25 protein-coding genes are annotated in these 24,788 nt (G+C 72.2%); 9 read left to right on the forward strand and 16 right to left on the reverse strand.

From position 1 onward, the window contains the following. Positions 1 to 35: 35 nt before the first annotated feature. Both Msi02_RS17045 and Msi02_RS17050 read right to left on the reverse strand, forming a co-directional pair. Positions 36 to 200: a hypothetical protein gene (locus Msi02_RS17045; RefSeq protein WP_204049251.1), complete on the reverse strand. Its 165-nt coding sequence runs from the start codon at positions 198 to 200 to the stop codon at positions 36 to 38. Between the two features lie 85 nt (positions 201 to 285). After that, positions 286 to 627 carry an ArsR/SmtB family transcription factor gene (locus Msi02_RS17050; protein ID WP_204049252.1) on the reverse strand — a complete coding sequence of 114 codons (342 nt, stop codon included), beginning with the start codon at positions 625 to 627 and terminating at the stop codon, positions 286 to 288. A 93-nt stretch (positions 628 to 720) separates the two neighbouring features. On the opposite strand from Msi02_RS17050, the gene Msi02_RS17055 reads away from it, so the two are divergent. Together Msi02_RS17055 and Msi02_RS17060 are read left to right on the forward strand one after the other, a co-directional pair. Further along, positions 721 to 1,833: an NADH:flavin oxidoreductase/NADH oxidase gene (locus Msi02_RS17055; RefSeq protein ID WP_204049253.1), complete on the forward strand. Its 1,113-nt coding sequence runs from the start codon at positions 721 to 723 to the stop codon at positions 1,831 to 1,833. 28 nt (positions 1,834 to 1,861) lie between these two features. Beyond that, the gene (locus Msi02_RS17060; RefSeq protein ID WP_204049254.1) at positions 1,862 to 2,827 is read left to right on the forward strand and encodes an LLM class F420-dependent oxidoreductase; all 966 of its coding nucleotides are present in this window, start codon (positions 1,862 to 1,864) and stop codon (positions 2,825 to 2,827) included. 16 nt (positions 2,828 to 2,843) lie between these two features. Here Msi02_RS17060 and Msi02_RS17065 read toward each other — a convergent pair whose 3' ends face one another. Next, the gene (locus Msi02_RS17065) at positions 2,844 to 4,292 is read right to left on the reverse strand and encodes an alpha/beta fold hydrolase (RefSeq protein ID WP_204049255.1); all 1,449 of its coding nucleotides are present in this window, start codon (positions 4,290 to 4,292) and stop codon (positions 2,844 to 2,846) included. Positions 4,293 to 4,443: 151 nt separating this feature from the next. Here Msi02_RS17065 and Msi02_RS17070 point away from each other — a divergent pair, with 151 nt between their 5' ends. After that, positions 4,444 to 5,157, forward strand: a complete 714-nt coding sequence (locus Msi02_RS17070) for a dienelactone hydrolase family protein (RefSeq protein WP_204049256.1) — start codon at positions 4,444 to 4,446, stop codon at positions 5,155 to 5,157. On the opposite strand, the gene Msi02_RS17075 is transcribed toward Msi02_RS17070, so the two are convergent. Next, the gene (locus Msi02_RS17075; protein WP_239108461.1) at positions 5,139 to 6,098 is read right to left on the reverse strand and encodes a sulfite exporter TauE/SafE family protein; all 960 of its coding nucleotides are present in this window, start codon (positions 6,096 to 6,098) and stop codon (positions 5,139 to 5,141) included. The two genes, Msi02_RS17070 and Msi02_RS17075, sit on opposite strands and share 19 nt — an antisense overlap. A 274-nt stretch (positions 6,099 to 6,372) precedes the next feature. On the opposite strand from Msi02_RS17075, the gene Msi02_RS17080 reads away from it, so the two are divergent. The 6 genes from Msi02_RS17080 (at position 6,373) to hypF (ending at position 16,211) form a co-directional block, all read left to right on the forward strand. Continuing rightward, the gene (locus Msi02_RS17080; RefSeq protein WP_204049257.1) at positions 6,373 to 7,296 is read left to right on the forward strand and encodes an ROK family protein; all 924 of its coding nucleotides are present in this window, start codon (positions 6,373 to 6,375) and stop codon (positions 7,294 to 7,296) included. Positions 7,297 to 7,330: 34 nt separating this feature from the next. Then, positions 7,331 to 9,301 carry a cellulase family glycosylhydrolase gene (locus tag Msi02_RS17085; RefSeq protein WP_204049258.1) on the forward strand — a complete coding sequence of 657 codons (1,971 nt, stop codon included), beginning with the start codon at positions 7,331 to 7,333 and terminating at the stop codon, positions 9,299 to 9,301. Between the two features lie 159 nt (positions 9,302 to 9,460). Then, positions 9,461 to 11,089 carry a cellulose binding domain-containing protein gene (locus Msi02_RS17090; RefSeq protein ID WP_204049259.1) on the forward strand — a complete coding sequence of 543 codons (1,629 nt, stop codon included), beginning with the start codon at positions 9,461 to 9,463 and terminating at the stop codon, positions 11,087 to 11,089. A gap of 129 nt (positions 11,090 to 11,218) precedes the next feature. Beyond that, a complete protein-coding gene (locus tag Msi02_RS17095; RefSeq protein ID WP_204049260.1) occupies positions 11,219 to 12,808 on the forward strand; it encodes a PP2C family protein-serine/threonine phosphatase in 1,590 nt (529 codons plus the stop codon). Then, positions 12,808 to 13,866: a cobalamin B12-binding domain-containing protein gene (locus Msi02_RS17100; RefSeq protein ID WP_204049293.1), complete on the forward strand. Its 1,059-nt coding sequence runs from the start codon at positions 12,808 to 12,810 to the stop codon at positions 13,864 to 13,866. Before Msi02_RS17095 ends, Msi02_RS17100 begins: the two co-directional genes overlap by 1 nt. 71 nt (positions 13,867 to 13,937) lie before the next feature. Next, positions 13,938 to 16,211 carry a carbamoyltransferase HypF gene (gene hypF / locus Msi02_RS17105; RefSeq protein ID WP_204049261.1) on the forward strand — a complete coding sequence of 758 codons (2,274 nt, stop codon included), beginning with the start codon at positions 13,938 to 13,940 and terminating at the stop codon, positions 16,209 to 16,211. Here the strand turns inward: hypF and Msi02_RS17110 are convergent. Genes Msi02_RS17110 through Msi02_RS17160 form a run of 12 tightly spaced genes read right to left on the reverse strand, consistent with a single transcriptional unit; the run spans position 16,208 to position 24,786 of the window. Then, the gene (locus Msi02_RS17110) at positions 16,208 to 16,555 is read right to left on the reverse strand and encodes a hypothetical protein (protein ID WP_204049262.1); all 348 of its coding nucleotides are present in this window, start codon (positions 16,553 to 16,555) and stop codon (positions 16,208 to 16,210) included. The genes hypF and Msi02_RS17110 overlap by 4 nt on opposite strands. Positions 16,556 to 16,573: 18 nt before the next feature. Further along, positions 16,574 to 17,650 (reverse strand): hydrogenase expression/formation protein HypE, encoded by a 1,077-nt coding sequence (hypE, locus tag Msi02_RS17115; protein WP_275414149.1) that lies wholly within the window; start codon positions 17,648 to 17,650, stop codon positions 16,574 to 16,576. After that, positions 17,647 to 18,771, reverse strand: coding sequence for a hydrogenase formation protein HypD (hypD, locus tag Msi02_RS17120; protein ID WP_139579948.1), 1,125 nt, complete (start codon positions 18,769 to 18,771; stop codon positions 17,647 to 17,649). Before hypD ends, hypE begins: the two co-directional genes overlap by 4 nt. Positions 18,772 to 18,777: 6 nt before the next feature. Continuing rightward, a complete protein-coding gene (locus tag Msi02_RS17125; RefSeq protein ID WP_373308274.1) occupies positions 18,778 to 19,026 on the reverse strand; it encodes a HypC/HybG/HupF family hydrogenase formation chaperone in 249 nt (82 codons plus the stop codon). Next, entirely contained in the window at positions 19,001 to 19,408 is a 408-nt protein-coding gene (locus tag Msi02_RS17130) for a hydrogenase maturation nickel metallochaperone HypA/HybF (RefSeq protein ID WP_193205594.1), read from the reverse strand. Before Msi02_RS17130 ends, Msi02_RS17125 begins: the two co-directional genes overlap by 26 nt. 5 nt (positions 19,409 to 19,413) lie before the next feature. Next, positions 19,414 to 19,518, reverse strand: coding sequence for a DUF6893 family small protein (locus Msi02_RS44540; protein WP_372974768.1), 105 nt, complete (start codon positions 19,516 to 19,518; stop codon positions 19,414 to 19,416). Next, positions 19,512 to 20,003 carry a hydrogenase maturation protease gene (locus Msi02_RS17135; protein WP_204049264.1) on the reverse strand — a complete coding sequence of 164 codons (492 nt, stop codon included), beginning with the start codon at positions 20,001 to 20,003 and terminating at the stop codon, positions 19,512 to 19,514. Before Msi02_RS17135 ends, Msi02_RS44540 begins: the two co-directional genes overlap by 7 nt. Further along, a complete protein-coding gene (locus Msi02_RS17140) occupies positions 20,000 to 21,277 on the reverse strand; it encodes a hypothetical protein (protein ID WP_204049265.1) in 1,278 nt (425 codons plus the stop codon). Before Msi02_RS17140 ends, Msi02_RS17135 begins: the two co-directional genes overlap by 4 nt. Continuing rightward, the gene (locus Msi02_RS17145) at positions 21,274 to 21,909 is read right to left on the reverse strand and encodes a DUF6084 family protein (protein WP_204049266.1); all 636 of its coding nucleotides are present in this window, start codon (positions 21,907 to 21,909) and stop codon (positions 21,274 to 21,276) included. Before Msi02_RS17145 ends, Msi02_RS17140 begins: the two co-directional genes overlap by 4 nt. Positions 21,910 to 21,911: 2 nt before the next feature. Further along, on the reverse strand, positions 21,912 to 22,523 hold the full coding sequence (locus Msi02_RS17150; protein WP_204049267.1) for a DUF5947 family protein: 612 nt from the start codon (positions 22,521 to 22,523) through the stop codon (positions 21,912 to 21,914). Beyond that, complete coding sequence (locus Msi02_RS17155; protein ID WP_239108462.1) at positions 22,520 to 23,014, reverse strand: NifU family protein; 495 nt, start codon at positions 23,012 to 23,014, stop codon at positions 22,520 to 22,522. Before Msi02_RS17155 ends, Msi02_RS17150 begins: the two co-directional genes overlap by 4 nt. After that, positions 23,011 to 24,786 (reverse strand): nickel-dependent hydrogenase large subunit, encoded by a 1,776-nt coding sequence (locus Msi02_RS17160; protein ID WP_204049268.1) that lies wholly within the window; start codon positions 24,784 to 24,786, stop codon positions 23,011 to 23,013. Before Msi02_RS17160 ends, Msi02_RS17155 begins: the two co-directional genes overlap by 4 nt. Positions 24,787 to 24,788: the final 2 nt, after the last annotated feature.

Genomic DNA, 24,788 nt, shown 5'->3' on the forward strand with positions numbered 1-24,788 from the left:
GGCCCTTCCCCTCCGGACCGACGCGGTGACGGCCGTCAGCCCAGGTCGTGGCTCGCCCTGCGGGCCTGACGCTGTGCCCAGGACGCGAGACGCGACCAGCGCCGGGCCGCGACCAGGCGGCTGGCGACGCGTGCGTTGTCGGCCTCGCGGTGCAACTGCGTGACGCGCTCGGTGGCCAGGGAGTAGTCGTAGAACATCATTACCGTCCAGGTCCCCGTTGTAACTGTCTTAAATTTCTTTGGCAGTTACAAAGGTACGGCAAAGGGTGTGACTGGTCAAGTCCGTTTAAACGGTCACAGTCCTGGCCTGCTGGGCCTCGTGTGCGGTGACCACGGTGTCGAGCAGGCCGGGGAAGAGGGCGTCGAGATCCTCGCGGCGCAGGGAGCTCATCTTCGCGGTTCCCCGGTAGACCTGCCTGATCACGCCCGCTTCGCGGAGCACCCGGAAGTGGTGGGTGGTCGTCGACTTGCTGACCGCGAGGTCGATCGCCGAGCAGGAGGACTCGCCCTCGGCGGCCAGGAAGCACACGATCTGGAGGCGTACGGGGTCGGACAGCGCGTGCAGCACGTCCTCCAGCCGGATCTCGGACCGGTCCGGATGGTCGAGCGTCCGGGGTTGTGAGGTCATCGGGCCTCCCTTTGTACGAAGGTCTTCGTAGTTTGACAGATGCCGTACTACGAAAGCTATCGTACAAGGGTCCCGATGAGAGAGGAGCGCGGCGTGAGCGCGTTGTTCGAGCCCCTGACCCTGCGGAGCCTGACCATCCCCAACCGCGCCTGGATGGCGCCGATGTGCCAGTACAGCGCGGCCGTGGAGGGGCCCGAGCAGGGCGTGCCCACCGACTGGCACCTCACCCATCTCGGCTCCCGGGCGGTGGGCGGGGCGGGTCTGATCGTGGTCGAGGCCACCGCCGTGTCCCCCGAGGGCCGGATCAGCCCCGCCGACCTCGGGCTGTGGAACGAGCGCCAACAAGCGCAGTTCGGCCGCATCACCCGGTTCCTCACCGAGCACGGCGCGGTGCCCGGCATCCAGCTCGGCCACGCCGGGCGTAAGGCGTCCACCGACCGCTCCTGGCGCGGCGGCGCGCCGGTCGGCCCCGAGCAGCACGGCTGGCAACCGGTCGCGCCCAGCCCGATCCCGTTCGACGAGGGCCACCCGGTGCCGGAGGAGCTGAGCGAGGCGGACATCCGGCGGGTGGTGGAGGACTTCGCGGCGGCCGCGCGGCGCGCGCTCGCGGCGGGCTTCACGGTGGTGGAGATCCACGGCGCCCACGGCTACCTGATCCACGAGTTCCTGTCGCCGTTCAGCAATCGGCGCACCGACGCGTACGGCGGCTCCTTCGCCAACCGCGCCCGCTTCGCCCTGGAGGTGGTCGACGCCGTACGCGCCGAGTGGCCGGACGAGCTGCCGCTGTTCTTCCGGGTCTCGGCCACCGACTGGCTGAGCGAGAACCCCGAGGACCCCCGCGAGGGCTGGACGGCCGACGACACGGTGCGGCTGGCCAAGGAACTGCTCGCCCACGGGGTGGACCTGCTCGACGTCTCGACGGGCGGCAACGCGCCGAAGGCCCGGATCCCGGTGGAGCCGGGATATCAGGTGCCGTTCGCGGCCCGGGTGAAGGCGGAGACCGACCTGCCCACGTCGGCCGTCGGCCTCATCACCGAGCCGCGCCAGGCGGAGGAGATCGTCGCCTCCGGGCAGGCCGACGCGGTCATGCTCGGCCGTGAGCTGCTGCGCAACCCCTACTGGCCGAACCTGGCGGCGCGCGAGCTGGGTTCTCGGGGACTGGGTGTGCCCGGGCGGTGGCCCGACCAGTACCACCGCGCGGTCTGACCGCGCGCCAGTGGGTAGGGGTGGCCGTATGGCAGAGATCGGATTCACACTCATGTGCGAGCAGTCACCCGCGAAGGAGCTGGTGGAGGACGCGGTCACGGCCGAGCGAGTGGGGTTCGGCTATGCGGTCATCTCCGACCACTACTTCCCGTGGCTTGAGGAGATGGGCCACTCTCCGTACGCCTGGTCGGTGCTGGGCGCGGTGGCGCAGGCCACCGAACGGCTGCCGCTGATGACCTACGTGACGTGCCCGATCATGCGCTACCACCCGGCGGTGGTGGCGCAGAAGGCGGCCACGATGGGCGTGCTCAGCGACGGCCGGTTCACCCTCGGCGTGGGCGCGGGCGAGAACCTGAACGAGCACGTGGTGGGGCACGGCTGGCCGCCGGTGAACACCCGGCACGACATGTTCCGCGAGGCCATCGAGGTCATCAAGGAGCTCTTCCAGGGCGGTTACCGCAACTACCGCGGCGAGTACTTCGACATCGACTCGGCCCGGCTGTTCGACCTGCCCGAACGGCCGGTGCCCATCGCGGTCGCGGCGTCCGGCGAGCAGTCGGTGGACATCGCGGGCGAGCTCGGCGACGGCCTCGTGGCGACGGACCCGGACGGGTCGCTGGTGGAGAAGTTCGCCGCGTCCGGCGGCGAGGGCAAGCCCGTCTACGGCCAGCTGGCCGTCTGCTACGACCCCGACAAGGACGCCGCGATCGAGCGGGCGCACCGCCTGTGGCGCTGGTCGGTGGCCGGCTGGAAGGTCATGTCGGAGCTGCCCGCGCCGGTGAACTTCGCCGCCGCGACCGAGACCGTACGGCCGGAGGACGTGGCCGAGAAGGTGCCCTGCGGCGCGGACGTCGGCGCCGTGGTCGAGGCCGTGCGGCAGTACACCGAGGCCGGCTTCACCCACCTCGCGCTCGTGCAGGTCGGACGGGAGCGCCAGCGGGAGTTCTTCGAGTGGTCGGAGAAGGAGCTCCTCCCGGCGCTGCGCGACCTCTAGTCCCGCTCGACCACGACTAGTCCCGCTCGACCACGACGGCCGGAATGCCGCCGAGGCAGCCGGTGGCGGGCAGCCTCCCGCTGCGGACGAAGGCGGTCTGCAGCGCGACCACACAGGAGGCCGCGCTCCCGCCGCTCTCCGGCACGTGCCCGCTGTTCGGCACCGTCACCGACTCGGCTCGCGGGTACTGCCGGGCCGCGAGGAGTCCCTCCTCGACCGGGGTGTTCAGGTCGAACTCGCCCGACACCACGAGCACCGGCACGCGGGGCGGCGGCCCGCCGGACGGCGTCGCCGACGCACCCGGCCAGCCCGCGCAGACGTCGCCCCGGTCGGGAATGCCGCTCACCCAGGCCTGCGGGCTGAAGGGCCGGAAGTCCTCGGGATCGAGCCGGGCCAGCCGGGCGCGATACCGTGCGGGCCGGTCCGCGACCGGCGTGCCCGCGTCCCACGGCGCCGGGTAGTCGCCGCAGACCACCGCGGCGAACAGGGCGACGCTGAAGTCGTCGCCGTCTCGCACCGCGCCGTCGCGGACCTGACCGGCCAGCGCCGCGAGCGGCCCGGTGTCGCCGCCGGCGGCCCGGCGCAGGATCGCGGGCAGCCGCCCGAACAGCTCGGGGTCGTCCGACGCGACCTGGTAGACCATTCCGGCGAGGGCCGCCTCGTCCAGCAGACCGCCCTCAAGCGGCACCGGGCTCCGCCGCAGGCGGGCGGCGACCGCGCCGAGGTCCGCCAGCACCGCCCGCCCTTCGCAAGCGCCACGTGAGCGGTCGCACAACGCGCCGACCGCCCGGCGCAGGGCCCGCGCGTTCTGCCTGGCCCACGGGTCGAACCGCAGCGGGTAGGCCCCCGACAGCACGATCGACCCGACGTGGTCAGGGTGGCGCCGGGCGTAGACGGTCATCAGATAGGTGCCGTACGACTGGCCGAGCAGGTCGATCCGGTCGATCCCCAGGTGAGCGCGGACGGCGTCGATGTCGTCCGCGGCGGCGGCCGTCGTGTAGTGGCGGGCCCGGTCACCCAGCTCGGAACCACAGGCGCCGATCGCCGCCACGATCTCGGCCCGCGGGCTCGCGGTGGTCAGCCCGGAGGCCGCGCGGCAGCGCAGCGGCTCCGACACACCGGTCCCGCGCGGGTCGACCAGCAGCAGGTCGTGGGTTTTGAGCAGGTCGCGATAACCGGTGGCGTACATGGCGAGGGCGGCGGTCGCCGAGGCACCGGGGCCGCCGGGGTTGGGCACGACCGTCCCCTGCGCGGGCCGCGAGCCGTCGAGGTGGCGCACCAGGGTGTAGCCGATCGTGACCGTGCCCGCCGCCGGGTCGGTCCGATCGAGCGGCACCCGCAGGGTGCCGCAGGTCGCGCCGGGACCGCAGTCGGAGGCCGGGCGCGGGCGGGGCGGCGAGGCGCAGGCCTGCAGGGAGGCGAGGAGGGCGGCCGCGGCGAGGAGCGCGGCCATCGCTTTGATCACGTCTCCCGATCCTCCCGGCCCGGGCGGCCTTCGGGATCGTCCGTCCGGCGGGACCGTCGCTACCTCGCCCGTATGGCCGCCGCGAGGCCGTACGCCGGAGGTCTGACGGCGCGTGAGATGATCGCGGTCGGCACCGCGGATGGGAGGAACGATGCCCGAGCGCACGCAGACGGTGACGGTCGCGGACGGCGGCTTCGACCTGCGCCTGTGGATTCCGGAGCGGGGGAGCGGCCCGGGGCTGCTGCTGATCCCGGAGATCTGGGGCGTGAGCGACTACATCAGGGCCGTCGCCGCCGACCTCGCCGCCCTCGGCTATGTCGTGGGTGTGCCGGACCTGTTCTGGCGGCTGCGGCCCGGCTGGGCGGCCGCGCACGACGAGGAGGGGCTGCGCGCCTCACTGGAGCTGTCGGCGGACTTCGACCCGGAGAAGGGCGCGGACGACTGCGCCGCCGCGCTGGCCGCGCTCGCGGCGCGGCCCGAGGTGACGGGCGGGACCGGTGCGCTCGGCTTCTGCCTCGGCGGCTCGCTGGCCTACGCGATCGCGGCCCGCGCCGACGGGAGCGGCCTGTCGGCCGTGGTGTCCTTCTACGGCTCGGCCGTGCCGGACGCGCCGCGGCTGATGGGCGACATCCGCTGCCCGATCCAGTTCCACTTCGGCGGCCGGGACCCCTACATCCCCCGCGACAGGGTGGCGGTCGTGGAGGAGGCGGCGGCCGGACGGCCGGACGTGGAGGTCCACGTGCAGGAGGAGGCCGGCCACGCCTTCCACAACTTCTTCGCGCCGATGTTCCACAACCCGGATGCGGGCCGTACGGCATGGGGGCTGGCCATGGACTTCCTGCGCCGTCACCTCCCGGCGGCCTGAGCCTCCCGCTTCCGGGGAAGCGCGGGCAGGCCGCACCGCACACGCAGGACCATCCAGAAGGCCGGGGCGAGCAGCAGCACGGCGACCAGCACCCAGACGGTCTCGGTGTTGCCGACGCCGAACATCTTCAGCGCCGAGGCGAGCAGCACGAACGCCAGGACGCGGCGGATCAGCCCGCCGGGGGCGCGCGAGGAGATCCGCGAGCCGAGGTAGACGCCGGGGATGGAGCCCGCCAGCAGCGCGACCGTGACCGACAGCGTGAACTCGCCGAACAGCAGGTGGCCGAGCGCGGCCGACATGACGAGCGGCACTGCCTGGACGAGGTCGGTCCCGACGAGCTGGTTGGCCTTCAGCGCGGGGTAGAGCGCCAGCAGGGCCACGATGATGAGTGAGCCGGAGCCGACCGAGGTGATGCCGACCACCAGCCCGCCGACGGCCCCGACCAGTGCGGTCGGCAGCGGCCGTACGGTGACGGAGGGCATCTCGGTCGCGGCCGGTTCGCCGGGGGCGGCGGTGCGGCGGCCGGTCTCGGGGGTGCGGCCCTCGGCGCGGTCGCGCATGGCGAGGTAGCCGCGTACGGCCAGGCCCCCCGCCGCGATGAGCAGGGCGACGCCGAGACCCTTCTGGATCACCTCCTGCACGGCCTCGCCCTTGCCGAGGGCGCGGGCGATGAGCACCCCGCAGAACGCCGCGGGGACCGAGCCCGCGCACAGCCACGCGACGAGCCTCAGGTTGACCGTCCCCCGGCGCAGGTGCACGAGGCTGCCCACCGGCTTCATGACGGCGGCGGCGACGAGGTCACTGGAGACGGCGGCGAGGGGCGGCACGCCGAAGAACGTCACGAGCATGGGCGTCATGAGCGCGCCGCCACCCATACCGGTGAGGCCGACGACGACGGCGACCAGGAATGAGCCGATCGCCATGGTGTAGTCGAAATGCACCCGCTAACCCTACCTAACCCATCGGAATTATGGATACCCCCTGTCGTGGTGAACCTTTCTGACTGAACCGGTTCGGCCGATCTGTCGCGGCGTACCCCGTGACGGGCCGGTCACCCGCGCCTGGCTGCGCTTTCCCGCCGTGATCGAGACTGTGGGAGGTCGCGGGAGGATCACACCGCTGATCACCCGTTGACGTGGTGGTCACGCACCCAATACCTTTGCCGGGACTTATCCGGTTAAGTGGTACATGTGGTGAAGGGCTGGGGATGCGGCGATGACCGTCCTCGCGGTGGACATCGGCGGCACGAAGTTCGCCGCCGCGGCCGTCGCGCCCGACGGCGAGATGCTGGCCCGCGCCGAGGTGCCGCTGCGCGGCCCGGGCTCGGCCGACCGGACGCTGTCGGAGGTCGTGAACCGGATCACCGAGCGCGTGCCGCCCGCCCGCCTCGACGGGATCGGGGTGGGCTCGGCCGGGCCGCTCGACCCGCGCCGGGGCACCGTCAGCCCCGTGAACATCCCCGCCTGGCGTGAGTTCCCGCTGGTGGACGCGCTCGGCGAGGTGCTGCCTGGCCGGCCCGTACGGCTCGCGGGCGACGCTCAGTGCATGGCGCTCGGGGAGTGGTGGCGCGGCCTGAGCGAGGACGGCGCGGCCCGGAGCCGCGCCATGCTCGGCATGGTGGTCTCCACCGGCGTCGGCGGGGGCTTCGTCCTCGACGGCGTGCCGTACGTCGGCCCGACGGGCAACGCCGGGCACATCGGCCACATCACGGTCGATCCCGACGGCGAGCCGTGCCCCTGCGGCGGCGTCGGCTGCGTCGAGACCATCGCGAGCGGGCCCGGCATGGTGCGGTGGGCCGTCGCGAACGGCTGGACCGGTGAGGACGCCCGGGCGCTGGCCGCCGACGCCCGGGCCGGGCATCCCACCGCCACGCTCGCATTCCGGCGCGCCGCCGACGCGCTGGCCACCGCCGTGCTCACGGCGTCCGCCCTGTTCGACCTCGACCACGTCGTCATCGGAGGGGGCGTGGCCGCGGCGGGGCCGATCCTGTTCGGCCCGCTCAGGCAGGCGATCGAGAGGAACGCCGGGCTCGGCTTCCTGCGGCGCCTGCGGGTGGACCCGACCTCCCTGGGCCGCGACGCTGGGCTCTTCGGCGCCGCCGCCCTCGTCCTGTTGCAGGACGACGACCCGGGCACCTGACCGGCCCGGGCCTCCCCGACCACGAGGAGCGTCGATGAGAGGACTGCGTACGGCTGCCGTGCTGGCCGCCGTGCTGGTGGGGCTGACGGCCGCGCCGGCCGCGGCGAGCGCCGCCACGGGAGACGGTGGCTTCGTGAAGCGCGCGGGCGCCCGGCTCGTGCTGAAGGGCAAGCCGTTCCGCTTCGCCGGGAGCAACAACTACTACCTGATGTACAAGTCGCACGCGATGGTGGACGACGTGTTCGCCCGCGCGAAGGCCGCCGACCTGTCCGTGATCCGCAACTGGGGGTCGCTGGACATCGGCGACCGGGACGGGTCCGACTCCATCCAGGGCAAGGCGGACGGCGTCTACTTCCAGTACTGGGACGGAACCGAACCCGCCTACAACGACGGGGCGGACGGCCTGGAGCACCTCGACTACGTGCTGTGGAAGGCCAGGCAGTCCGGGATCAAGCTGGTCATCCCGTTCGTCAACAACTGGAACGCCTATGGCGGCATGGACCAGTACGTCCGTTGGGCCAAGGGCCAGTATCACGACGACTTCTACACGAACGCGACGATCAAGGGCTGGTTCAAGGGCTGGATCACGCACCTGCTCAACCGGGTCAACACGCTGACCGGCGTCGCCTACAAGGACGACCCCACGATCATGGCCTGGGAGCTGGCCAACGAGCCCCGGTGCAAGGGGTCGGGCAACTACCCGACCTCGTCCGGCTGCACCACGGCCACCGTCACGGCCTGGGCCGACGAGATGTCCCGGCACATCAAGTCGGTGGACGCCAAGCACCTGGTGAGCGCGGGTGACGAGGGCTTCTACTGCACCGACCCGGGCGGCTCCGACTGGACCGACAACTGCGGCGAGGGCGTGGACACCGTCGCGCTGGCGAAGCTGCCGAAGATGGACCTGATGTCCCTGCACCTCTATCCGGACGGATGGGGCAAGGACGCCGCCTGGGGCACGACCTGGATCAAGAAGCACCTCGCCGACGGCCGCAGGATCGGCAAGCCGGTGATGCTCGGCGAGTTCGGCCTGCTGAGCAAGGCCGTGCGCAACCCCGTCTACCGGGAGTGGACGGACGCCTTCGTGTCCGGCGGCGGCGCGGGCTTCCTGTACTGGCTGATCGCGGGCACGCAGGACGACGGCACGCTCTACCCCGACTACGACGGCTTCACCGTCTACTGTCCCAGTCCGGTGTGCACGACGATCACCAACGCCTCGGCGGCGATCCGCGGCAGGCTGCCGCTCTTCCCGCCGGTGGCCGACGACGACACGGCCGTCACGACCTTCGGCACGGCGGTCACGGTGGACGCCACCGCCAACGACGTCGCGTACCTCGCCAGGATCAGGCCGGAGACGCTCGATCTCGACCCGGCCACGGCGGGCCGTCAGGCGAGCCTGACCGTGACCGGCGGCACGTTCACCGCCGACGCGTCGGGGAAGGTCGCCTTCACCCCCGCGGAGGGCTTCAGCGGCCGGGCCTCGGCGACGTACCGGGTGCGTGACAGCCTGCTGCGGTGGTCCGGCACCGCCACGATCACGGTGACCGTCAAGCCCGACCCGGGCGCGGCGATCAGGCTGTTCTCCTTCGAGGACGGCGTGCAGGGCTGGGCGCCCGGCAACTGGCAGAGCGACGCCGGCACGGTCGCCCAGTCCGCCGAGTGGGCCACCGACGGCACGTACGGACTGCGGGTGGACGCGACCGGCGGCGGCTGGTTCGGCGCGGCCTTCCCCGAGCCCGTCGACCTGTCGGCCAAGGGCACGCTGAAGTACGACATCAAGACGGGGGCCGCGGGCACCTCGACCAGCGTCGCGCTGCAGACCGGCTCCGGCTGGGCCTGGTGCCAGTCCACCTGGGGCTGGCAGAACCAGGACGGCACGGGGACGGTGGAGATCGACCTCACCTCGGCGATGTCCTGCACGACGGAGGACCTCAAGGACGTGCGCGGCATGTTCGTCTGGATGAGCCCCGGCACCTTCCACATCGACGACATCCGGGCCGAGTAGGGGGCGGAGCAGGAGCAGGCGCGGGCCGGTCCCGACCCCCGGCCCGCGCCTCCCGGCCGCCCCACTTTGGGTCTTGAAACTTAACTGGTTAAGTTTTTGACTCAAGGGCAACCGGAAGACCTTCTGATTCCGGCGCTCAACCGATTCAGGGAGAAGCACGTGAAGGACCACCCCCCTGCCTTACGCCGTCTGCCCGCCGTCCTCGTCGTGATCGCCGTGGCCCTGCTCGCTCTCGTGCCGGTTCTGACCGGCGCGTCGGCGCGGCGCGCCGGGGCCGCGGCCGTTCCCGCCGGCTTCGCCTATCGCTGCGGGATCCACTTCTGCCTCGACGGCAGGACCTTCTACTTCGCCGGCGCGAACACCTACGACCTGTTCACCTTCGGCAGCGGCTCGGGTGACACCGAGACGCAGTACATGGACAAGGCGCGGATCGACGCGCACTTCGCGAACCTCCAGGCCGACAAGGTCACGGTCCTGCGGGTGTGGATGTTCAGCCACGAGGACTGGCACGGGTTCGAGAAGTCCAAGGGCGTCTACAACGAGCAGGAGTTCGCCCAGTTCGACTACATCATCCAGTCGGCCAAGGCGCACGGCGTCCGGCTGATCCCGGTCTTCGAGAACTACTGGGAGGCCTACGGCGGCATCGACACCCGGCTCCAGTGGGAGGGCCTGTCGGGCGGCCACCCGGGACGGGCCGCGTTCTTCGACAAGACGAGGTGCCCCGGCTGCTTCACCTCGTACAAGAACTACGTCAGCCACGCGCTCAACCGCGTCAACCACTACAGCGGGATCAAATACAAGGACGACCCGACGATCTTCGCCTGGGAGTTGATGAACGAGCCCCGCTACCAGGACCAGAGCGCCTCGGAGAACGTCAGCGGAACGACCCTGCGCGCGTGGGTCGACGAGATGGGCGCCTTCGTGAAGGGGATCGACCCCAACCACATGCTGGGCACCGGCCTGGAGGGACACGGCACGAAATACGGCTTCGGCGGTGACGAGGGCAATCCGTTCGTCTTCATCCATCAGTCGCCGTACGTCGACTTCACCTCGGCCCACCCCTATCCGACCGAGTCCTGGGCGAACCTGAGCATCGACCAGACCAAGGCGCTGATCCGGGCCTGGATCTCCGACTCGCACACCCTCGTCGGCAAGCCGTTCTTCATGGGCGAGTTCAACGTGCACAACGTCGATCGCTCCGCCTGGTGGAGCGCGTTGTTCCCCGACTTCGAGGCGGCCGACGGCGACGGCAGCGCGTTCTGGTGGTATCAGGACCGCAGCGTGGACGGGAAGTTCGGCGTCTCCGCGGGCGCCCCGGAACTGGCGGCCTTCCGCGCCCACTCGCAGCGGCAGGCGGCCAGGAACGGCGCCGGCCCCTCGAACAGCCCGTCCCCGTCGCCCTCACCCTCACCCTCTCCCTCTCCCTCCGCCTCTCCGTCCCCGTCTCCTTCGCCGTCGGTGACGCCCGCCGCGTGCACGGTGACGTACCGGCTCTCGGACTGGGGGAGCAGCTTCAACGCCGACGTCACGATCAAGAACGGCGGCGCGACGGCGATCAACGGCTGGACGCTCGTCTTCTCCTTCCCGGGTGACCAGACGATCAACAGCGTCTGGAACGCCAAGGCGACCCAGAGCGGCAAGCGGGTCACGGCCGTCAACGAGTCGTGGACGGGCACCATCCCGGCCGGCGGCTCCGTCAACTTCGGCCTGAACGGCAGGTCCACCACCGGCACCAACGGCGTCCCCGCACAGTTCACGCTCAACGGCGCCGTCTGCGCCAAGGGCTGAGCCCGTCCCGCCGCGGGCCGGGACACGCCCCGGCCCGCGGCAACCAGTGCATATTTCCGTTTATGGGGCAAAGGTAGGCTGGAGGAACGAATCGGAATCGGGGGACGCGGCCATGACGGGAACGCACGGGTGAAAGGCGCCACCGGCGCCGTACGGCTGTCCCCCGATCTCGTGGCGGCGCTGCTCGAAGGCAGCGGCGAGGGCATCGTGCTGAGCGACGCGGAGGGCGTCGTGACGCTGGCCAACGCGGTGGCGGTCCGCCTGGTGCCGCGGGTCGAGCCGGGCCTGCACGTGCCCGCGCCGCTCGACTCCGTCCCGTCCGCCCCCGAAGGCCGGACCGTGATCCACGGCGGCCGGGCGATCCGGATCCGCGCGGAGGCGGTCGGCGACGGCCGGCTCGCCTGGTATCTGACCGACCTGAGCGCGGCGCGGCGCACCGAGTTCCTGCTGGAGGCGGGACGCCGCCTGTCCGCCTCGCTCAACCCGGACCGGTGCGCCCGGGCCGCGACGGAGCTGGGCGCCGACTTCCTGTCCGACGTGGCGATCGTGCTGCTGCCGCCCACCTCCCGCCGCCGGATGGGGTGGGTGCGCGCCGTCGCCGGCCGGTACGGACCGGAGGAGGGCACGTTGCCGGCCGCCGCGGCGGCGGAGGTGCCCGGTCTGACCGACGCGCTCGCGGGCCTGCGGCACGGCGTCGCGGGACAACAGGACCCGGGCGGCGCGCCGGACTGGCTGCTGCCGGAGGGGTTCGGCCCGGCGGGCCACCTGCTGGTGCTCCCGCTGCCCGGCAACGGCGTGCCCGCCGGGGCGATCGTGCTCGCCCGCGGCGCCGGGCGGTCGCCGTTCGACGACGACGACCAGGTGATGGCGCGCGACCTCGCGACCCGGGCCGGCGCCGCGATCTCGGCGGCCTCCCTGTTCCGGGAGCAGAGCACGATCAACACGATCCTGACCGGTGACCTGCTGCCGCCCGACCTTCCGGAGATCGAGGGCATGCGGCTGGCCGGCCGGCTGCGGGCCTCGCAGCAGGCGGGCGCCATCGGCGGCGACTTCTACGACGTCTACCTGCCCGACGCGGCGCCCGACAGCGGGATCGTGGAACGGCCGCCGCTGGTCATCCTGGGCGACGTCTGCGGCAAGGGCGCCCGCGCGGCGGTCCTCGCCGGTCAGGTCCGCCACAGCCTGCGTACGCTGCTGCTGCTGGAAAGCCGTCCCGACCGGCTGCTCGAACTGCTCAACCGGTCGCTGCTCGCCTCCCCGTCGCCGAACTCCTACGTCACGATGATCCTCGCCGCGCTGCGGACCGCACCCGGCGATCACGTGCTGGTCGACCTGGCCGTGGCCGGGCACCCGCCGCCGCTGGTCCTGCGCAGGGACGGCACGGTGGAGGAGGTCGCGGTCCGCGGCTCCATCCTCGGCGCGTTGAAGAAGATCACCCTGAGGCCCGCCACGCTCGACCTGGCGCCCGGCGAGGTGTGCCTGCTGTACAGCGACGGCATCACCGAGGCGTTCGGCGGCCCGAGCGGCCGGGAGATGTATGGCGAGGCACGGCTGAAGGAGGCGCTGGCGACCTGCGCGGGAATGCCGGCCGAGGCCCTGGTGGAGCGGCTGGAGCAGCTCAGCACCGAGTGGCTCGGCGGAGGCCGGGGCGGGCAGCAGGACGACCGCGCCCTGCTCGCCGTACGGGCGGGGACGGGGCGGACGGAGACATCGTGGTGATGCACGACCTGGAGGCGGCCACCGGGCGCTACCTGGACCTGATCGGCCGGGCCGACGAGTACGGCGCGGTCGACCTGGTCCTGGGCCTGATGGACGAGGGCGTGTCCGCCGAGGACGTGCTGCTGCGGATCATCGCCCCGGGCCAGCGCCGCGTGGGCGAGCTGTGGGCGTCGAACGAGTGGTCGGTGGCGCGCGAGCACGGGGCGACCGCGATCAGCGAGCGCGCCGTGGCCGCCGTCAGCGGGCGCGTCCGGCCTACTCCGACCCGCGGCCGGGTGGCCGTGGCCTGCGCCGACGGCGAGTATCACGCGCTGCCCACCCGCATCATGGCGGAGGTGCTGCGCCTGCGGGGGTGGCAGGTCGACTTCCTGGGGGCCAGCGTGCCCGGCCCGCATCTGATCACGCACCTGCACCAGACCGGGCCCGACGTGGTCGCGCTCGGCTGCACGCTGCCGACCCGGCTGCCCCGCGCGCACGCCACCATCGCCGCCTGCCAGGCCGTGGGCATCCCCGTGCTGGCCGGTGGGGCCGGGTTCGGCGCCGACGGCCGCTTCGCCCGCCTGCTCGGCGCGGAGGCGTGGGCGCCCACCGCCGACGCGGCGGCCGACCGGCTCGCCGCCGGGCTGCCGTCCTTTCCCGCCGCCCACGACGGCCCCGGCGGCGCCGCGGCCGATCTCGGCGGCGAGGAGTACGCGTACCTGACCCGGCACCGTGCCGACCTGCTGGCCCGCGTCACGGACGCGCTCAGGGAGGCGTACGCCCCGATGGGCGGCTACAGCGCCCGGCAACTGGAGCACACCGCCGAGGATCTCGGTCACATCGCCGACTTCCTGATCGCCGCGATGTACGTCCACGACGCCGCGCTGTTCACCGAATTCGTCACCTGGACCTGCCAGGTGCTGGTGGCCAGGAAGGTGCCTGCGGAGTCCGTCGTGCTCGGTCTGGGGGTCTTCCGTGATGTACTGACGGACTGCCCCCACGCCCGGGCGCTGCTGGAGGAGGGCGTCGCCGCGGCGCAGACGTGCTGTGCCGACCAACGAACAGAGACGAGCGTCTGATTGTGCGTCACCTGATCGAGGTCGTCGCCCTCGACGACGTGCTGGACCTCCCTCGCTGAGACAATGTGGGGGTGAGCAGGCGTGCCGTCGCCGTCCGGGTCGAGGGGATCGTGCAGGGGGTCGGCTTCCGGCCCTTCGTGTACGGCCTCGCCACGCGGCTCGGCCTCGCCGGGCTGGTCGGCAACGACGAGCGCGGGGTCTTCATCGAGGTCGAGGGCGGCAGCGCGCCGGTCGAGGAGTTCCTCGCCGCGCTGACCGGCGACCCGCCGCCGCTGGCGGTCATCGAGCGGATCAGCACGGGCCCGGCGCCCGTCACCGGCCGCAGCACCTTCGTGATCGCGCCGAGCGCGGCCGGTGGGGACCGGCACGCGCTCGTCTCGCCGGACGTGGCGACCTGCGACGCGTGCCTGCGCGACCTGACCGACCCGGCCGACCGCAGGTGCGGCTACGCCTTCACCAACTGCACCGGCTGCGGTCCGCGCTTCACCATCGTCCGCGACGTGCCCTACGACCGGGTGAACACCACGATGGCCGGCTTCCCGATGTGCGCGGACTGCGCCCGGGAGTACCACGACCCCGCCGACCGGCGCTTCCACGCCCAGCCCGTGTGCTGCCCCGCCTGCGGGCCCCGGCTGCGCTTCGTCGGTCCCGCGGGCGCCGGCGACCCGCTGGAGCGGGCCGTACGGCTGCTTGGGGAAGGCGGGGTGCTGGCGGTCAAGGGACTCGGCGGCTACCACCTGGCGGCGCTCGCGGCGGACGAGCCCGCCGTGGCGGCGCTGCGGTCGCGCAAGCACCGCGAGGACAAGCCCTTCGCGGTGATGGCGGGCGACCTGGCCGCGGCGCGGCTGCTGTGCGCGGTGGACCCGGCCGAGGAGCGCCTGCTGACCGGGCCCGCCCGCCCCGTCGTGCTGCTGCGGCGGCTGCCGGACGCGCCCGTCGCGCCCTCCGTAGCGCCGGGCAACCGGTGGCTGGGCGTGCTGCTGCCCTACACCCCGCTGCACCACCTGCTCCTCGGGGCGCTGGGCCAGCCCATCGTGCTGACCAGCGGAAACGTGTCCGACGAGCCGATCGCCTACCGGGACGAGGACGCTCTGGAACGGCTCGGCGGCATCGCCGACGCCTTCCTGACCCACGACCGCCCCATCCACATCCGTACGGACGACTCGGTCGTACGGGTCTTCCGGGGCCGCGACCTGCCGATCAGGCGGTCGCGGGGATACGTGCCGCACCCGCTGCCGCTCGCCCGGGCGGCCCCCCGGCCCGTGCTCGCCTGCGGCGCCGAGCTGAAGCACACGTTCTGCCTGGTCAAAGGGGACCGTGCGTTCGTCTCCCACCACATCGGCGATCTGGAGAACCACGAGACCCTGCGGTCGTTCACCGAGGGCGTCGAGCATTTCCGGCGGCTGTTCGACATCACGCCCGAGGTGGTCGCGCACGACCTGCACCCGGAATACCTGTCCACCAAGTGGGCTCTCGATCAGGACGCCGACCTCGTCGGCGTGCAGCACCACCACGCCCACGTCGCCTCCTGCCTGGCCGACAACGGCGTCGCGGGGCCGGTCGTAGGGGTGGCCTTCGACGGCCTCGGGTACGGCTCGGACGGCACGTTGTGGGGCGGCGAGTTCCTCGTCGCCGACCTGGCCGGATTCGAGCGGGCGGGCCATCTGGCGCCGGTGCCGATGCCCGGGGGCGCGACCGCGATCCGGCAGCCCTGGCGCATGGCGGCCGCCTACCTCGATCTCGCCTACGACGGGGACGTCCCCCAGGACCTGGACGTCGTACGGCGCAACGCCGGGCGGTGGCCGGCCGTCGTCGCGCTGGCCCGCCGGGGCGGGAACGCGCCCCTCACCTCCAGCATGGGCCGCCTGTTCGACGCGGTGGCGGCGATCGCGGGCGTACGCGACACGATCAACTACGAGGGCCAGGCCGCGGTCGAGTTCGAGCAGCTCGCCGACCCGGCGGTGGACGAGGCCTATCCCTGCGGCCTCGTTCCCGGCGGCCTCGTTCCCGCGGGCGCCCGGTTCGCCGTGCCGGGCGTGGAGCTGGTCCGCTGGGCAGCCGACGACCTGCGCGCGGGTGTGCCGCGTGACGTCGTGGCCGCACGGTTCCACAACGCCGTGGCCGGGATCGTGGCCGCCGGATGCGCGGTGATCCGCGAGGCCACGGGCGTGTCCACCGTGGCCCTGTCGGGCGGCGTGTTCCAGAACCTGCTGCTGCTCGGCCGGGCCGTGACCCTGCTGGAGGAGCGCGGCTTCACCGTGCTCACCCACCACCGCGTCCCCCCGAACGACGGCGGCGTCAGCCTCGGCCAGGCCGCCGTCGCCGCGGCCCGCGACGCGATCTAGCCGCCCTGGTCGCCCGCGGGCAGGGACGGGCTCTCCTCGTCGATGGGCCCCTCCGGTGCGATACCGGTGGAGTCCTCAAGGGTGGAGCGGCCGTGCGGACGGTCGGTCTTGCCCTTGACCCCCACCTGGTCCCGGCCGGGTTCCTGCTCCTGCTTGGCGAGCTCCTCGCCGCCCCTGGTGAGCGACTCGCCCGCGGTCACGCCCGACTCCTCCTCGGCGGACGGCTTCCGCCCGGGCCCGGGCTCGCCCGCGGCCTCCGGCCGGAACGCCAGGTCGCCCGCCCGCTTGGCCTCCTCGCTGCCGCCTCCGACATCCGGGGAGTAGCCGTGCTCGGTCTCGCTCATGATGCAGTCACCTCCCGGTCAGCAGATCCGCGGCAGCGGGTCGCCGACCAGCACGTCGATGATCCGGGTGCCGCCGAAGGAGGTCTTCAGCAGCACCAGTCCGGGGGGATCGTCCCGGACGCGGCCGACGATCGCGGCGCCCTCGCCGAGCGGGTGGCTCCGCAGCGCGGCGAGCGCGGACTCGGCCGCGCCCCCGTCCACGACCGCGACCATCCGGCCCTCGCAGGCCACGTAGAGCGGGTCGATCCCGAGCAGCTCACAGGCTCCGCGTACGGCCGGCCGTACGGGCACCGCGTCCTCCTCGACGACGACGGCGACGCCGGAGGCGCGGGCGATCTCGTTCAGTATCGTCGCGACACCGCCCCGGGTGGCGTCCCGCAGGCACCGCACCCCTTCGCCGACAGCGGCCCGGAGTGCGGCGATCAGACCGTTGAGCGGGGCGGTGTCCGACGTCACGTCGGCCTCGATGTCCAGCTCGCCCCGGGCCAGCATGATCGTGACACCGTGCTCGCCGACCGGGCCGGACACGAGGACGGCGTCGCCGGGACGGGCGTGGGCGACGCCGAGGCGCGTGTCCCGCTCCAGCAGTCCCACACCGGCCGTGGTGACGTAGCAGCCGTCGGCCTTGCCACGCTGCACGACCTTGGTGTCCCCGGTCACGATCGACACCTCCGCCGCCGCGGCGGCCCGCGCCATCGACGCGCTGATCCGCCGCAGGTCCTCGACCGGGAACCCCTCCTCCAGGACGAAGCCGGCCGACAGGTACAGCGGCCGGGCCCCGCACACCGACAGGTCGTTCACGGTCCCGTTGACGGCGAGGTCGCCGATGTCGCCGCCCGGGAAGAACAGCGGGGAGACCACGTAGGAGTCGGTGGTGAACGCGAGCCGCGCGCCGCCCGCGCCGAACACCGCGCCGTCCTCGAGCGGTTCGAGCAGCGGGTTGCGGAACGCGTCGAGGAAGACCGCCTCGATCAGGGTCTGGGTCGCCTTGCCGCCGGCGCCGTGGGCCATCGTGATGTGCTCCTCGCGCACACGGGCCTTGCGCTGCCTGGCCCGGTCGATGCGTTCGAGGACCTGTTCCTCACGGCTGGTCACCGCGTCGCCTCCCTCACCCGCTGCCGGGAGAAGCGGCCGAAGTTGTAGTAGGCCGCGCAGGCGCCCTCGGACGACACCATGCAGGTGCCGATCGGCGTCTCCGGCGTGCAGGCAGTGCCGAAGACCTTGCACTCCCACGGCTTGAGCACGCCCTTGAGCACCTCGCCGCACTGGCACGCCTTCGGGTCGGCCACCCGGTTGCCGGGGATGTCGAACAGCCGCTCCGCGTCGTACGCCGCGTACTTCTCGCGCATGCGCAGCGCCGAGTGCGAGATGAAGCCCAGGCCGCGCCACTCGAAGTAAGGCCGCAGCTCCATCACCTCGTTGACGGCCCGCAGGGCACGGATGTTGCCCGCCCACGGCACGACCCGGGCGTACTGGTTCTCGACCTCCGACCGCCCCTCCGCCAGCTGGAGCAGCAGCATGTAGACCGACTGGAGGATGTCCAGCGGCTCGAAGCCCGCCACGACCAGCGGCTTGCCGTAGCCGCGGGCGATGAACTCGTACGGCCGGCAGCCGATGATCGTGGAGACGTGGCCGGGGCCGATGAAGCCGTCGAGACGCAGGTCGGGCGAGTCCAGGATGGCCTTGATCGCGGGGATGATCGTCACGTGGTTGCAGAAGACCGAGAAGTTCCGCACGCCCTCGGCCGCCGCCCGCAGCACGGTCATGGCGGTCGACGGCGCGGTGGTCTCGAACCCGATGGCCATGAAGACGACCTGGCGGTCCGGCTCCCGCCGGGCGATCTTCAGGGCGTCCAGCGGCGAGTAGACCATGCGGATGTCGGCTCCCTGGGCCGTGGAGTCGAAGAACGACCCGCGCCCGCCCGGCACCCGCATCATGTCCCCGAACGACGTCATGATCACGTCCGGCCGTTCGGCGATGTGGATCGCGTCGTCCACGCGGCCCATCGGGATCACGCAGACCGGGCATCCGGGACCATGCACCAGTGTGATCGTCTCGGGCAGGTAGTCCTCCAGCCCGTGCTTGTAGATCGTGTGGGTGTGGCCGCCGCACACCTCCATGAACTTGTAGGCCCGGCCCGGCTCGCACAGGCTCGCGATCCTGGCGGACAGCGCCCGCGCCTTGTCCGCGTCGCGGTACTCGTCGACGAAACGCACCGCCGCTCACCTCTCTATGGACGAGTCGCGCAGAGCCGCCAGCTCGTCCTCGTACGCCTGGCCGATGCCCTCCAGGAACTCAAGCGCGGCCCTGGCCTCGGCCTCGTCGATCTTCGACAGCGCGAAGCCGACGTGGATCAGGACCCAGTCGCCGGGACCCAGGGGCTGGCCGTCGAGCAGGCCGATGTTGACGGCCCGCCGGACCCCGCTCACGTCGACCCTGGCGAGGTCAGTCTGGCCGGGCGGGATCTCCACGATCTCGCCCGGAATGCCCAGGCACATAGGACGCCTCCGCAGTGGTGTCGGGGTCGAGCTGGATGGATTCGAGGACGAGGCTGTCCCCGCCCTCGGTGTCGACGTCGATCCCGCCGCACAATCCGCAGATCGTGAGCGGGTCGGCGCACATCGCGGAGTGCCCGCAGCCCCGGCAGATGAGCCGTACGGGCTCGATGACCAGGTCGAGCGTCGCGCCCTCGGCGACCGTGCCGGCGGAGGCCAGGCAGAAGGCCTGGTCGAGGGCCTGGGGAGCGATGCGCAGCAGGGCGCCCGCCCGCACCCGGGCCCGGCGCACCCGCCTGCCGTCGGCCCGGCGCTCGACGGCGTCGACCACGGCCTCGGCGATCCCGAACTCGTGCATCGGGGTCACATCCTTCTGATTCGCAAATAACGTCGGATGTCGGGCAGCGACTGGACGACCAGCACGGCCACCCCGGTCACCAGCAGCACGAAGACCAGGCGTTTCAGCATCGCGGTTCCTCCTCCGCGAACTCCTGTGCGATCAGTTCGAGCACGAGGTCGGCGGCCTGGGGGACGGCCGCCGCGACCGGCGGGCTCAGGTCCATCCCCGGCGACACGTCGGCGGGTTCACAGCCGACCAGCAGGACTCTGTCTCCCCGCGGGAGGTCGAGGCCGGAGGCGAGCGTGAGCACCGCGTCGGGGGTCATCGCGTGCGCGTCCACGAAACATCCACCGGGGGCCGGCGTCGGGGACTCCGGTGCCGGTTCGACGACGGACAGCGTGCCGGGGGCCCGCCCCGACGGGATCGCGTCCACGAGGATCGTGAGGTCGTATCCCGAGGTCAGCTCGTAGGCGAGATGGATGCCCCGGATGCCGAAGTCGCCGACCTCCACCCCGTCGGGCACCCCGATGTCGGCGAGGCGGCGGGCCACCGCCACACCGAAACCGTCGTCGCCGAGGAAGACGTTGCCCACGCCGGCCACCAGGGTTCTCATGCGGGTTCCACCTCGTCCGGCGCGAAGTAGAGGAACCGTCCCTGCTCGCGCTGCAGGTCGGAGCCCGGGTCGTCCTCCAGCGTGACGGCCAGGTGGCGCACCCCGTCCACGTCGAGGAACACCGCCTCGACCCGGGCGATCCGCCCGGCCAGGAACATGTCGTGCGCGTCGGCACGGCGGTGGCCCGGCCGCAGCCGCACCCGGCTGCCCTTGGCGATCCGGACCCCGGCCACGGTCACGGCGTCGTCCTCCGGCGTCGTCCTGGCGGGGACCTCCAGGTGACGGATGGCGCCGTGGAGGCGTTCGAGCAGTTCCGGCGGCAGGTCGGCGGCCCGTTCGAGGATCTCGGCCGCGCGTGGGTCGGTGACCCGGGCCTCCCGCTTCTCCTCCTCGGTCAGGGTCAGCGTGCGCAGCGTGAGCAGTTCGTCGATCTCGGTCGAGTCGAACAGGTCGCCCGGGCTCTCCGGGGCGATGGCCGGGTGGTCGTACAGGATGATCGGCGAGGACAGCACGACGTCGCGGCGGCCGGGCTCGCCCACCAGGACCGGCCAGGTGTTCTCGTTGCGGCACTGCCGCGCCGCCGCCTCGGCCCACATCGGCGGGTCGAGCAGCGAGACGAAGGCCCCTCCGCTCACCCCGATCAACAGGTGGGCGGCGACCAGAGAGCGGCGCAGGGCCTCCTCGCGCGGCGCGTCCGCCCGCTCCCAGTGGGCCGTGTTCTCCACCTCGACCCGCAGGCGGACCAGCCCGTACGGCCCGGGCAGCCGTTCGGCGGAGATCCGCATCTCCGCGTCGAGCGGCTGGTGCTCGCAGACGATCCGGCCGGTCCGCTCGCCGCCGGGGTCGTCGATGGGCTCGATGAGGCGGTCGCCCGGCACCCGGACCTCGATCGTGCACCGCCTGGCCGTCACGTGCGCCAGGGACACCGCGGTCCGGGCCTCCCGCTCGGTGGCCTCGTCGAAGCTGAGGTAGTCGCGCCCGCCGACGGTCAGCTTCGGCACCGGCCAGTAGCCGTCGTCCTCCTCCCGCTCGACCGTCCTGCTCCTGACGTGCAGGAACCGCAGGCGCAGATCGAGCTGGGCGTCTCCGGGGGCCTCCAGCAGGCACTCGGTCACGCTGCTCGACGGCTCGCCGGGGTAGTTCGGCGGCACGAGCACGCCGAACTGCCAGCGCATGCGGTTCTTGGCGGCCGAGGCGCGGTAGGGGTAGAGCAGGTAGCCCTCGTACAGCACGGCGTCCGCGACGCGGCGGGCCGCCTCCATCGGCGCGGTCACCGGCCCGCCTCCTTCATGAGCAGCTCGATCGCCTCGTCGACGGTCGCGAGCACGCGTTCGGACTTGAAGCGGAGGATCTCGCGCACGGTGTCGCGGCGCAGCCGCAGCCAGCCGGCACCGGGGAAGGCGGTGTCGATCGTCTCGCGCCACACCGCGACCGGCAGGCGGTGGCGGGTCTCGCAGTGCCAGGGGATCTGCCGCATGCTCACCCCGCCGCCGGAGCGGGCCAGCACGGTGCCGCTGAACAGCAGCAGCAGCGGGATCTCGCCGTCGTCCAGCGCGGCGAAGTACCGGCCCGCGGCCACCTCCAGGTCGTAGCCGCACGGCACGGTCAGGTCGATCTCCGTGCTCGCGGTGAAGGCGGGCACCATCGCCTGCGCCATGGCGAACTGCACCGGCCGCAGCGTGTCGCCCCACCGGGCCGGCTCGCCGAACAGGTCCGCCAGCAGCGCCGCCTCCCGCGGCCCGTACGGCCTGCGGTGCGGCTCGATCCTGATCTGGCAGCGCAGCGCGATGGCGTGGACGCCCTCGGGGGAGGGGTCGGTGACGCGCAGGCGGAAGACGAGCGTGGGCGAGGCCGCGTACGGTTCGGGCCGGGCGTCCAGGCAGTCGAAGCGGAGACCATCGTCCAAGGTCAAACCTCCTTCAGAACACGGGCCCGCCGGCGCAGGGCGGCGAAGAAGCCGTCGATGGCCTCCCACGCCTCCTGCCCGCCGCCGAAGCCCTTCCAGTGCAGCCGTACGAGGCCGACGAGCCGGTAGCAGGCGTCGATCGGCACGAGATGGCAGGAGAACGACCCGTCGGGAGCCCGGTCGACCAGCAGCGCCTCGACGTCGGGCTCGGCCTCCGCCAGCGCCGGGTTGGCCGCGAGCACCCGCTCCCAGGTCGCGAGCGGGAGCAGCGACTCGGTCGCCCCGGCCGGGCTGGGATAGAAGGCCACGGTCCGGCCGAGCGAGGAGTTGTGGAAGAAGAACGCCGTACGCACCGGGATGCCCAGGTCGTCCCAGTCGGCGGGGGAGACCCGGAAGGACGGCGCGTAGAGGAAGCGGTCGGGCACGGCCCGATACCGCCCCTGACCCGGCCGGACGAACAGCAGGCGGCAGCCCCGGCAGACGCACATAAGCGCCCGGCTCTCCAGGTCGACGACGTGCCCGTGCTCCCCCTCCAGGAGCTCGGCGCACATCTCGCACCGCTCCACGGACTCGGCTCGGGCCGGTTCGCGGAAGCGGCGCAGGCCGGTGCTCATGCCGGGCGCCTGCCGATCTGCAGGAGTGTCACGGCATCCCTGACCGGGCTCTCGACGTCCACCCGCGCCACCTCGGGGGCCACCCGGGCGATGGCGCGCTCGATCGACTCGGTGACGGCGATCCGCGACGAGGGGCAGCCGCAGGCCCCCTTCAGGCGCACTCGTACGACGCCGCCCTCCACGCCCAGCAGCTCGACCTCGTGACCATAGGGGTGGCCGTCGAGCGCGGCCCGCACCCGCTCGGCGGTGGTCAGCGGGTGCAGGTCGTGCAGCACGAGCAGGCCCGCGACCAGCGGATCCTCCACCAGATCGCGCAGCGCGCCGGCCGCCCCGGCCTCGGTGACGATCGCCATGACGCGTTCGAGGCCCGCGCCGTACAGGCCGACGATCTCCCGCAGGAGTTCCTCCGCCGTGGCACGGATCTCGGAGTCCACCAGCGCACCGAGCAGCCGCTCGATCCGCTCGCCCGACACGGCCACGTCGTACGTCATGGCGTCCCCGTGAACGCGTGCGGGCTGTGCACCACGCGCAGTTGCCTGCCCCGGCCGAGGTACATGTGGACGCCGCAGGGCAGGCACGGGTCGAAGCTGCGGACCGTGCGCATGATGTCGATGCCCTTGAAGCTCTCCGGCGGGTTCTCCTCGAAGATCGGCGTGTTCTGCACCGCGTCCTCGTACGGCCCCGGCGTGCCGTTGAAGTCGCGCACGCTGGCGTTCCACGGCGTCGGCGGGTACGGGTGATAGTTGGCGATCCTGCCGTCCCTGATCACCATGTGGTGCGACAGGACGCCCCGCACGGCCTCGGTGAAGCCGCAGGAGATCGCCTCGTCGGGCACGGTGAACGGCGACCACGTCTGGGTGTGCCCCTGGCGGACCTCGCCCAGCGCCTGCTCCGCGAAGTGCAGCGCGCACGCGGCGGCGTACGCCTGGAAGTACGTCCTGGCCCGGTTGCGCTCGATGGCGTTGGACAGCAGCTCCCCGTTCCGCTGGGGGATCCGCCACTCGAAGGTCTTTTCCGGCCGGGTCGCCGTCCTCGGCAGGTTGATCTCCACGCTGTGGCCGGTGGACCGGACGTAGCCGATGTCCACCAGGCCGGACAGGGCGGTGACCCACAGGCGGGCGAGCGGCCCGCCGCCGGTGTCGAGCGCGAGCAGGTTCCGCCCGTCGAACCAGCGGGGCGACATCACCCAGCTGTACTTGTCGGTGAAGTCCCGCTTCTGCGGATGCGGGATCGTGTGCTGGTTCCACGGATGGCGGATGTCCACCGGGTTGCCCAGCGGGTCCTCGGTGACGAACGGCTCCCTGTCGGTCCAGTCGTCGTAGTAGGAGCTGCCCAGCAGGATGCGGATGCCGAGGTTGATGTCCACCAGGTCGTTGGTGACGAGTTTCCCGTCCACCACGATGCCCGGGCTGACGAACATCTTCCGGCCCCAGTCGTTCATGTTCCGGTAGTCGAAGTCGCAGTGCTCGGGATCCTGGAAGCTGCCCCAGCAGCCGAGCATCACCCGCCGCCGGCCCACCTGCTCGTAGCCCGGCATCGCGTCGTAGACGAAGTCGAACAGGTCGTCGTGCATGGGGACGACCCGCTTCATGAACTCGACGTACCGCGTCAGCCGGGTGAGGTAGTCGGTGAACACCTGCACGGTCGCCACCGTCCCCACCCCGCCGGGGTAGAGCGTGGAGGGGTGCACGTGCCTGCCCTCCATCAGGCAGAACATCTCCCGCGTGGTGCGGCTCATCGCCAGCGCCTCGCGGTAGAACTCGCCCTCCAGCGGGTTCAGCGAGCGCATGATGTCGGCGATCGTGCGATATCCGTGGTCGGCCGCGTGCGGCGCCTCGGTGCGCTCGGCCTGCGCCAGCACGCCCGGGTTGGTCTCGCGGACCATCTTCTCGCAGTAGTCGACCCCGACCAGGTTCTCCTGGAAGATGTTGTGGTCGAACATGTACTCGGCCGCCTCGCCGAGATTGATCATCCATTCGGCGATGTGCGGCGGGCGCACGCCGTACGCCATGTTCTGGGCGTACACCGAGCAGGTGGCGTGGTTGTCGCCGCAGATCCCGCAGATGCGGCTGGTGATGAAGTGGGCGTCGCGCGGGTCCTTGCCCTTCATGAAGATGCTGTAGCCGCGGAACACCGACGAGGTGCTGTAGCACTCGGCGACCTCGCGGTTGGCGAAGTCGACCTTCGCGTAGATGCCGAGACTGCCGACGATCCTGGTGATCGGATCCCAGGCCATCTCGACCAGTTCGCGTTCCAGGGTCATCG

The organism is Microbispora siamensis (assembly GCF_016863095.1).
GTDB lineage: Bacteria > Actinomycetota > Actinomycetes > Streptosporangiales > Streptosporangiaceae > Microbispora > Microbispora siamensis.

What these genes read in the sequence shown, in the direction of transcription:
- Msi02_RS17085 (WP_204049258.1), top strand. Translation starts at nt 7,331, where the DNA reads ATGAGAGGACTGCGTACGGCTGCCGTGCTGGCCGCCGTGCTGGTGGGG.
- Msi02_RS17110 (WP_204049262.1), bottom strand. Translation starts at nt 16,555, where the DNA reads ATGAGCGAGACCGAGCACGGCTACTCCCCGGATGTCGGAGGCGGCAGC.
- Msi02_RS17050 (WP_204049252.1), bottom strand. Translation starts at nt 627, where the DNA reads ATGACCTCACAACCCCGGACGCTCGACCATCCGGACCGGTCCGAGATC.
- Msi02_RS17100 (WP_204049293.1), top strand. Translation starts at nt 12,808, where the DNA reads ATGCACGACCTGGAGGCGGCCACCGGGCGCTACCTGGACCTGATCGGC.
- Msi02_RS17070 (WP_204049256.1), top strand. Translation starts at nt 4,444, where the DNA reads ATGCCCGAGCGCACGCAGACGGTGACGGTCGCGGACGGCGGCTTCGAC.
- Msi02_RS17155 (WP_239108462.1), bottom strand. Translation starts at nt 23,014, where the DNA reads ATGACGTACGACGTGGCCGTGTCGGGCGAGCGGATCGAGCGGCTGCTC.
- Msi02_RS17150 (WP_204049267.1), bottom strand. Translation starts at nt 22,523, where the DNA reads ATGAGCACCGGCCTGCGCCGCTTCCGCGAACCGGCCCGAGCCGAGTCC.
- Msi02_RS17160 (WP_204049268.1), bottom strand. Translation starts at nt 24,786, where the DNA reads ATGACCCTGGAACGCGAACTGGTCGAGATGGCCTGGGATCCGATCACC.
- Msi02_RS17060 (WP_204049254.1), top strand. Translation starts at nt 1,862, where the DNA reads ATGGCAGAGATCGGATTCACACTCATGTGCGAGCAGTCACCCGCGAAG.
- Msi02_RS17080 (WP_204049257.1), top strand. Translation starts at nt 6,373, where the DNA reads ATGACCGTCCTCGCGGTGGACATCGGCGGCACGAAGTTCGCCGCCGCG.
- Msi02_RS17130 (WP_193205594.1), bottom strand. Translation starts at nt 19,408, where the DNA reads ATGCACGAGTTCGGGATCGCCGAGGCCGTGGTCGACGCCGTCGAGCGC.
- Msi02_RS17045 (WP_204049251.1), bottom strand. Translation starts at nt 200, where the DNA reads ATGATGTTCTACGACTACTCCCTGGCCACCGAGCGCGTCACGCAGTTG.
- Msi02_RS17135 (WP_204049264.1), bottom strand. Translation starts at nt 20,003, where the DNA reads ATGAGAACCCTGGTGGCCGGCGTGGGCAACGTCTTCCTCGGCGACGAC.
- Msi02_RS44540 (WP_372974768.1), bottom strand. Translation starts at nt 19,518, where the DNA reads ATGCTGAAACGCCTGGTCTTCGTGCTGCTGGTGACCGGGGTGGCCGTG.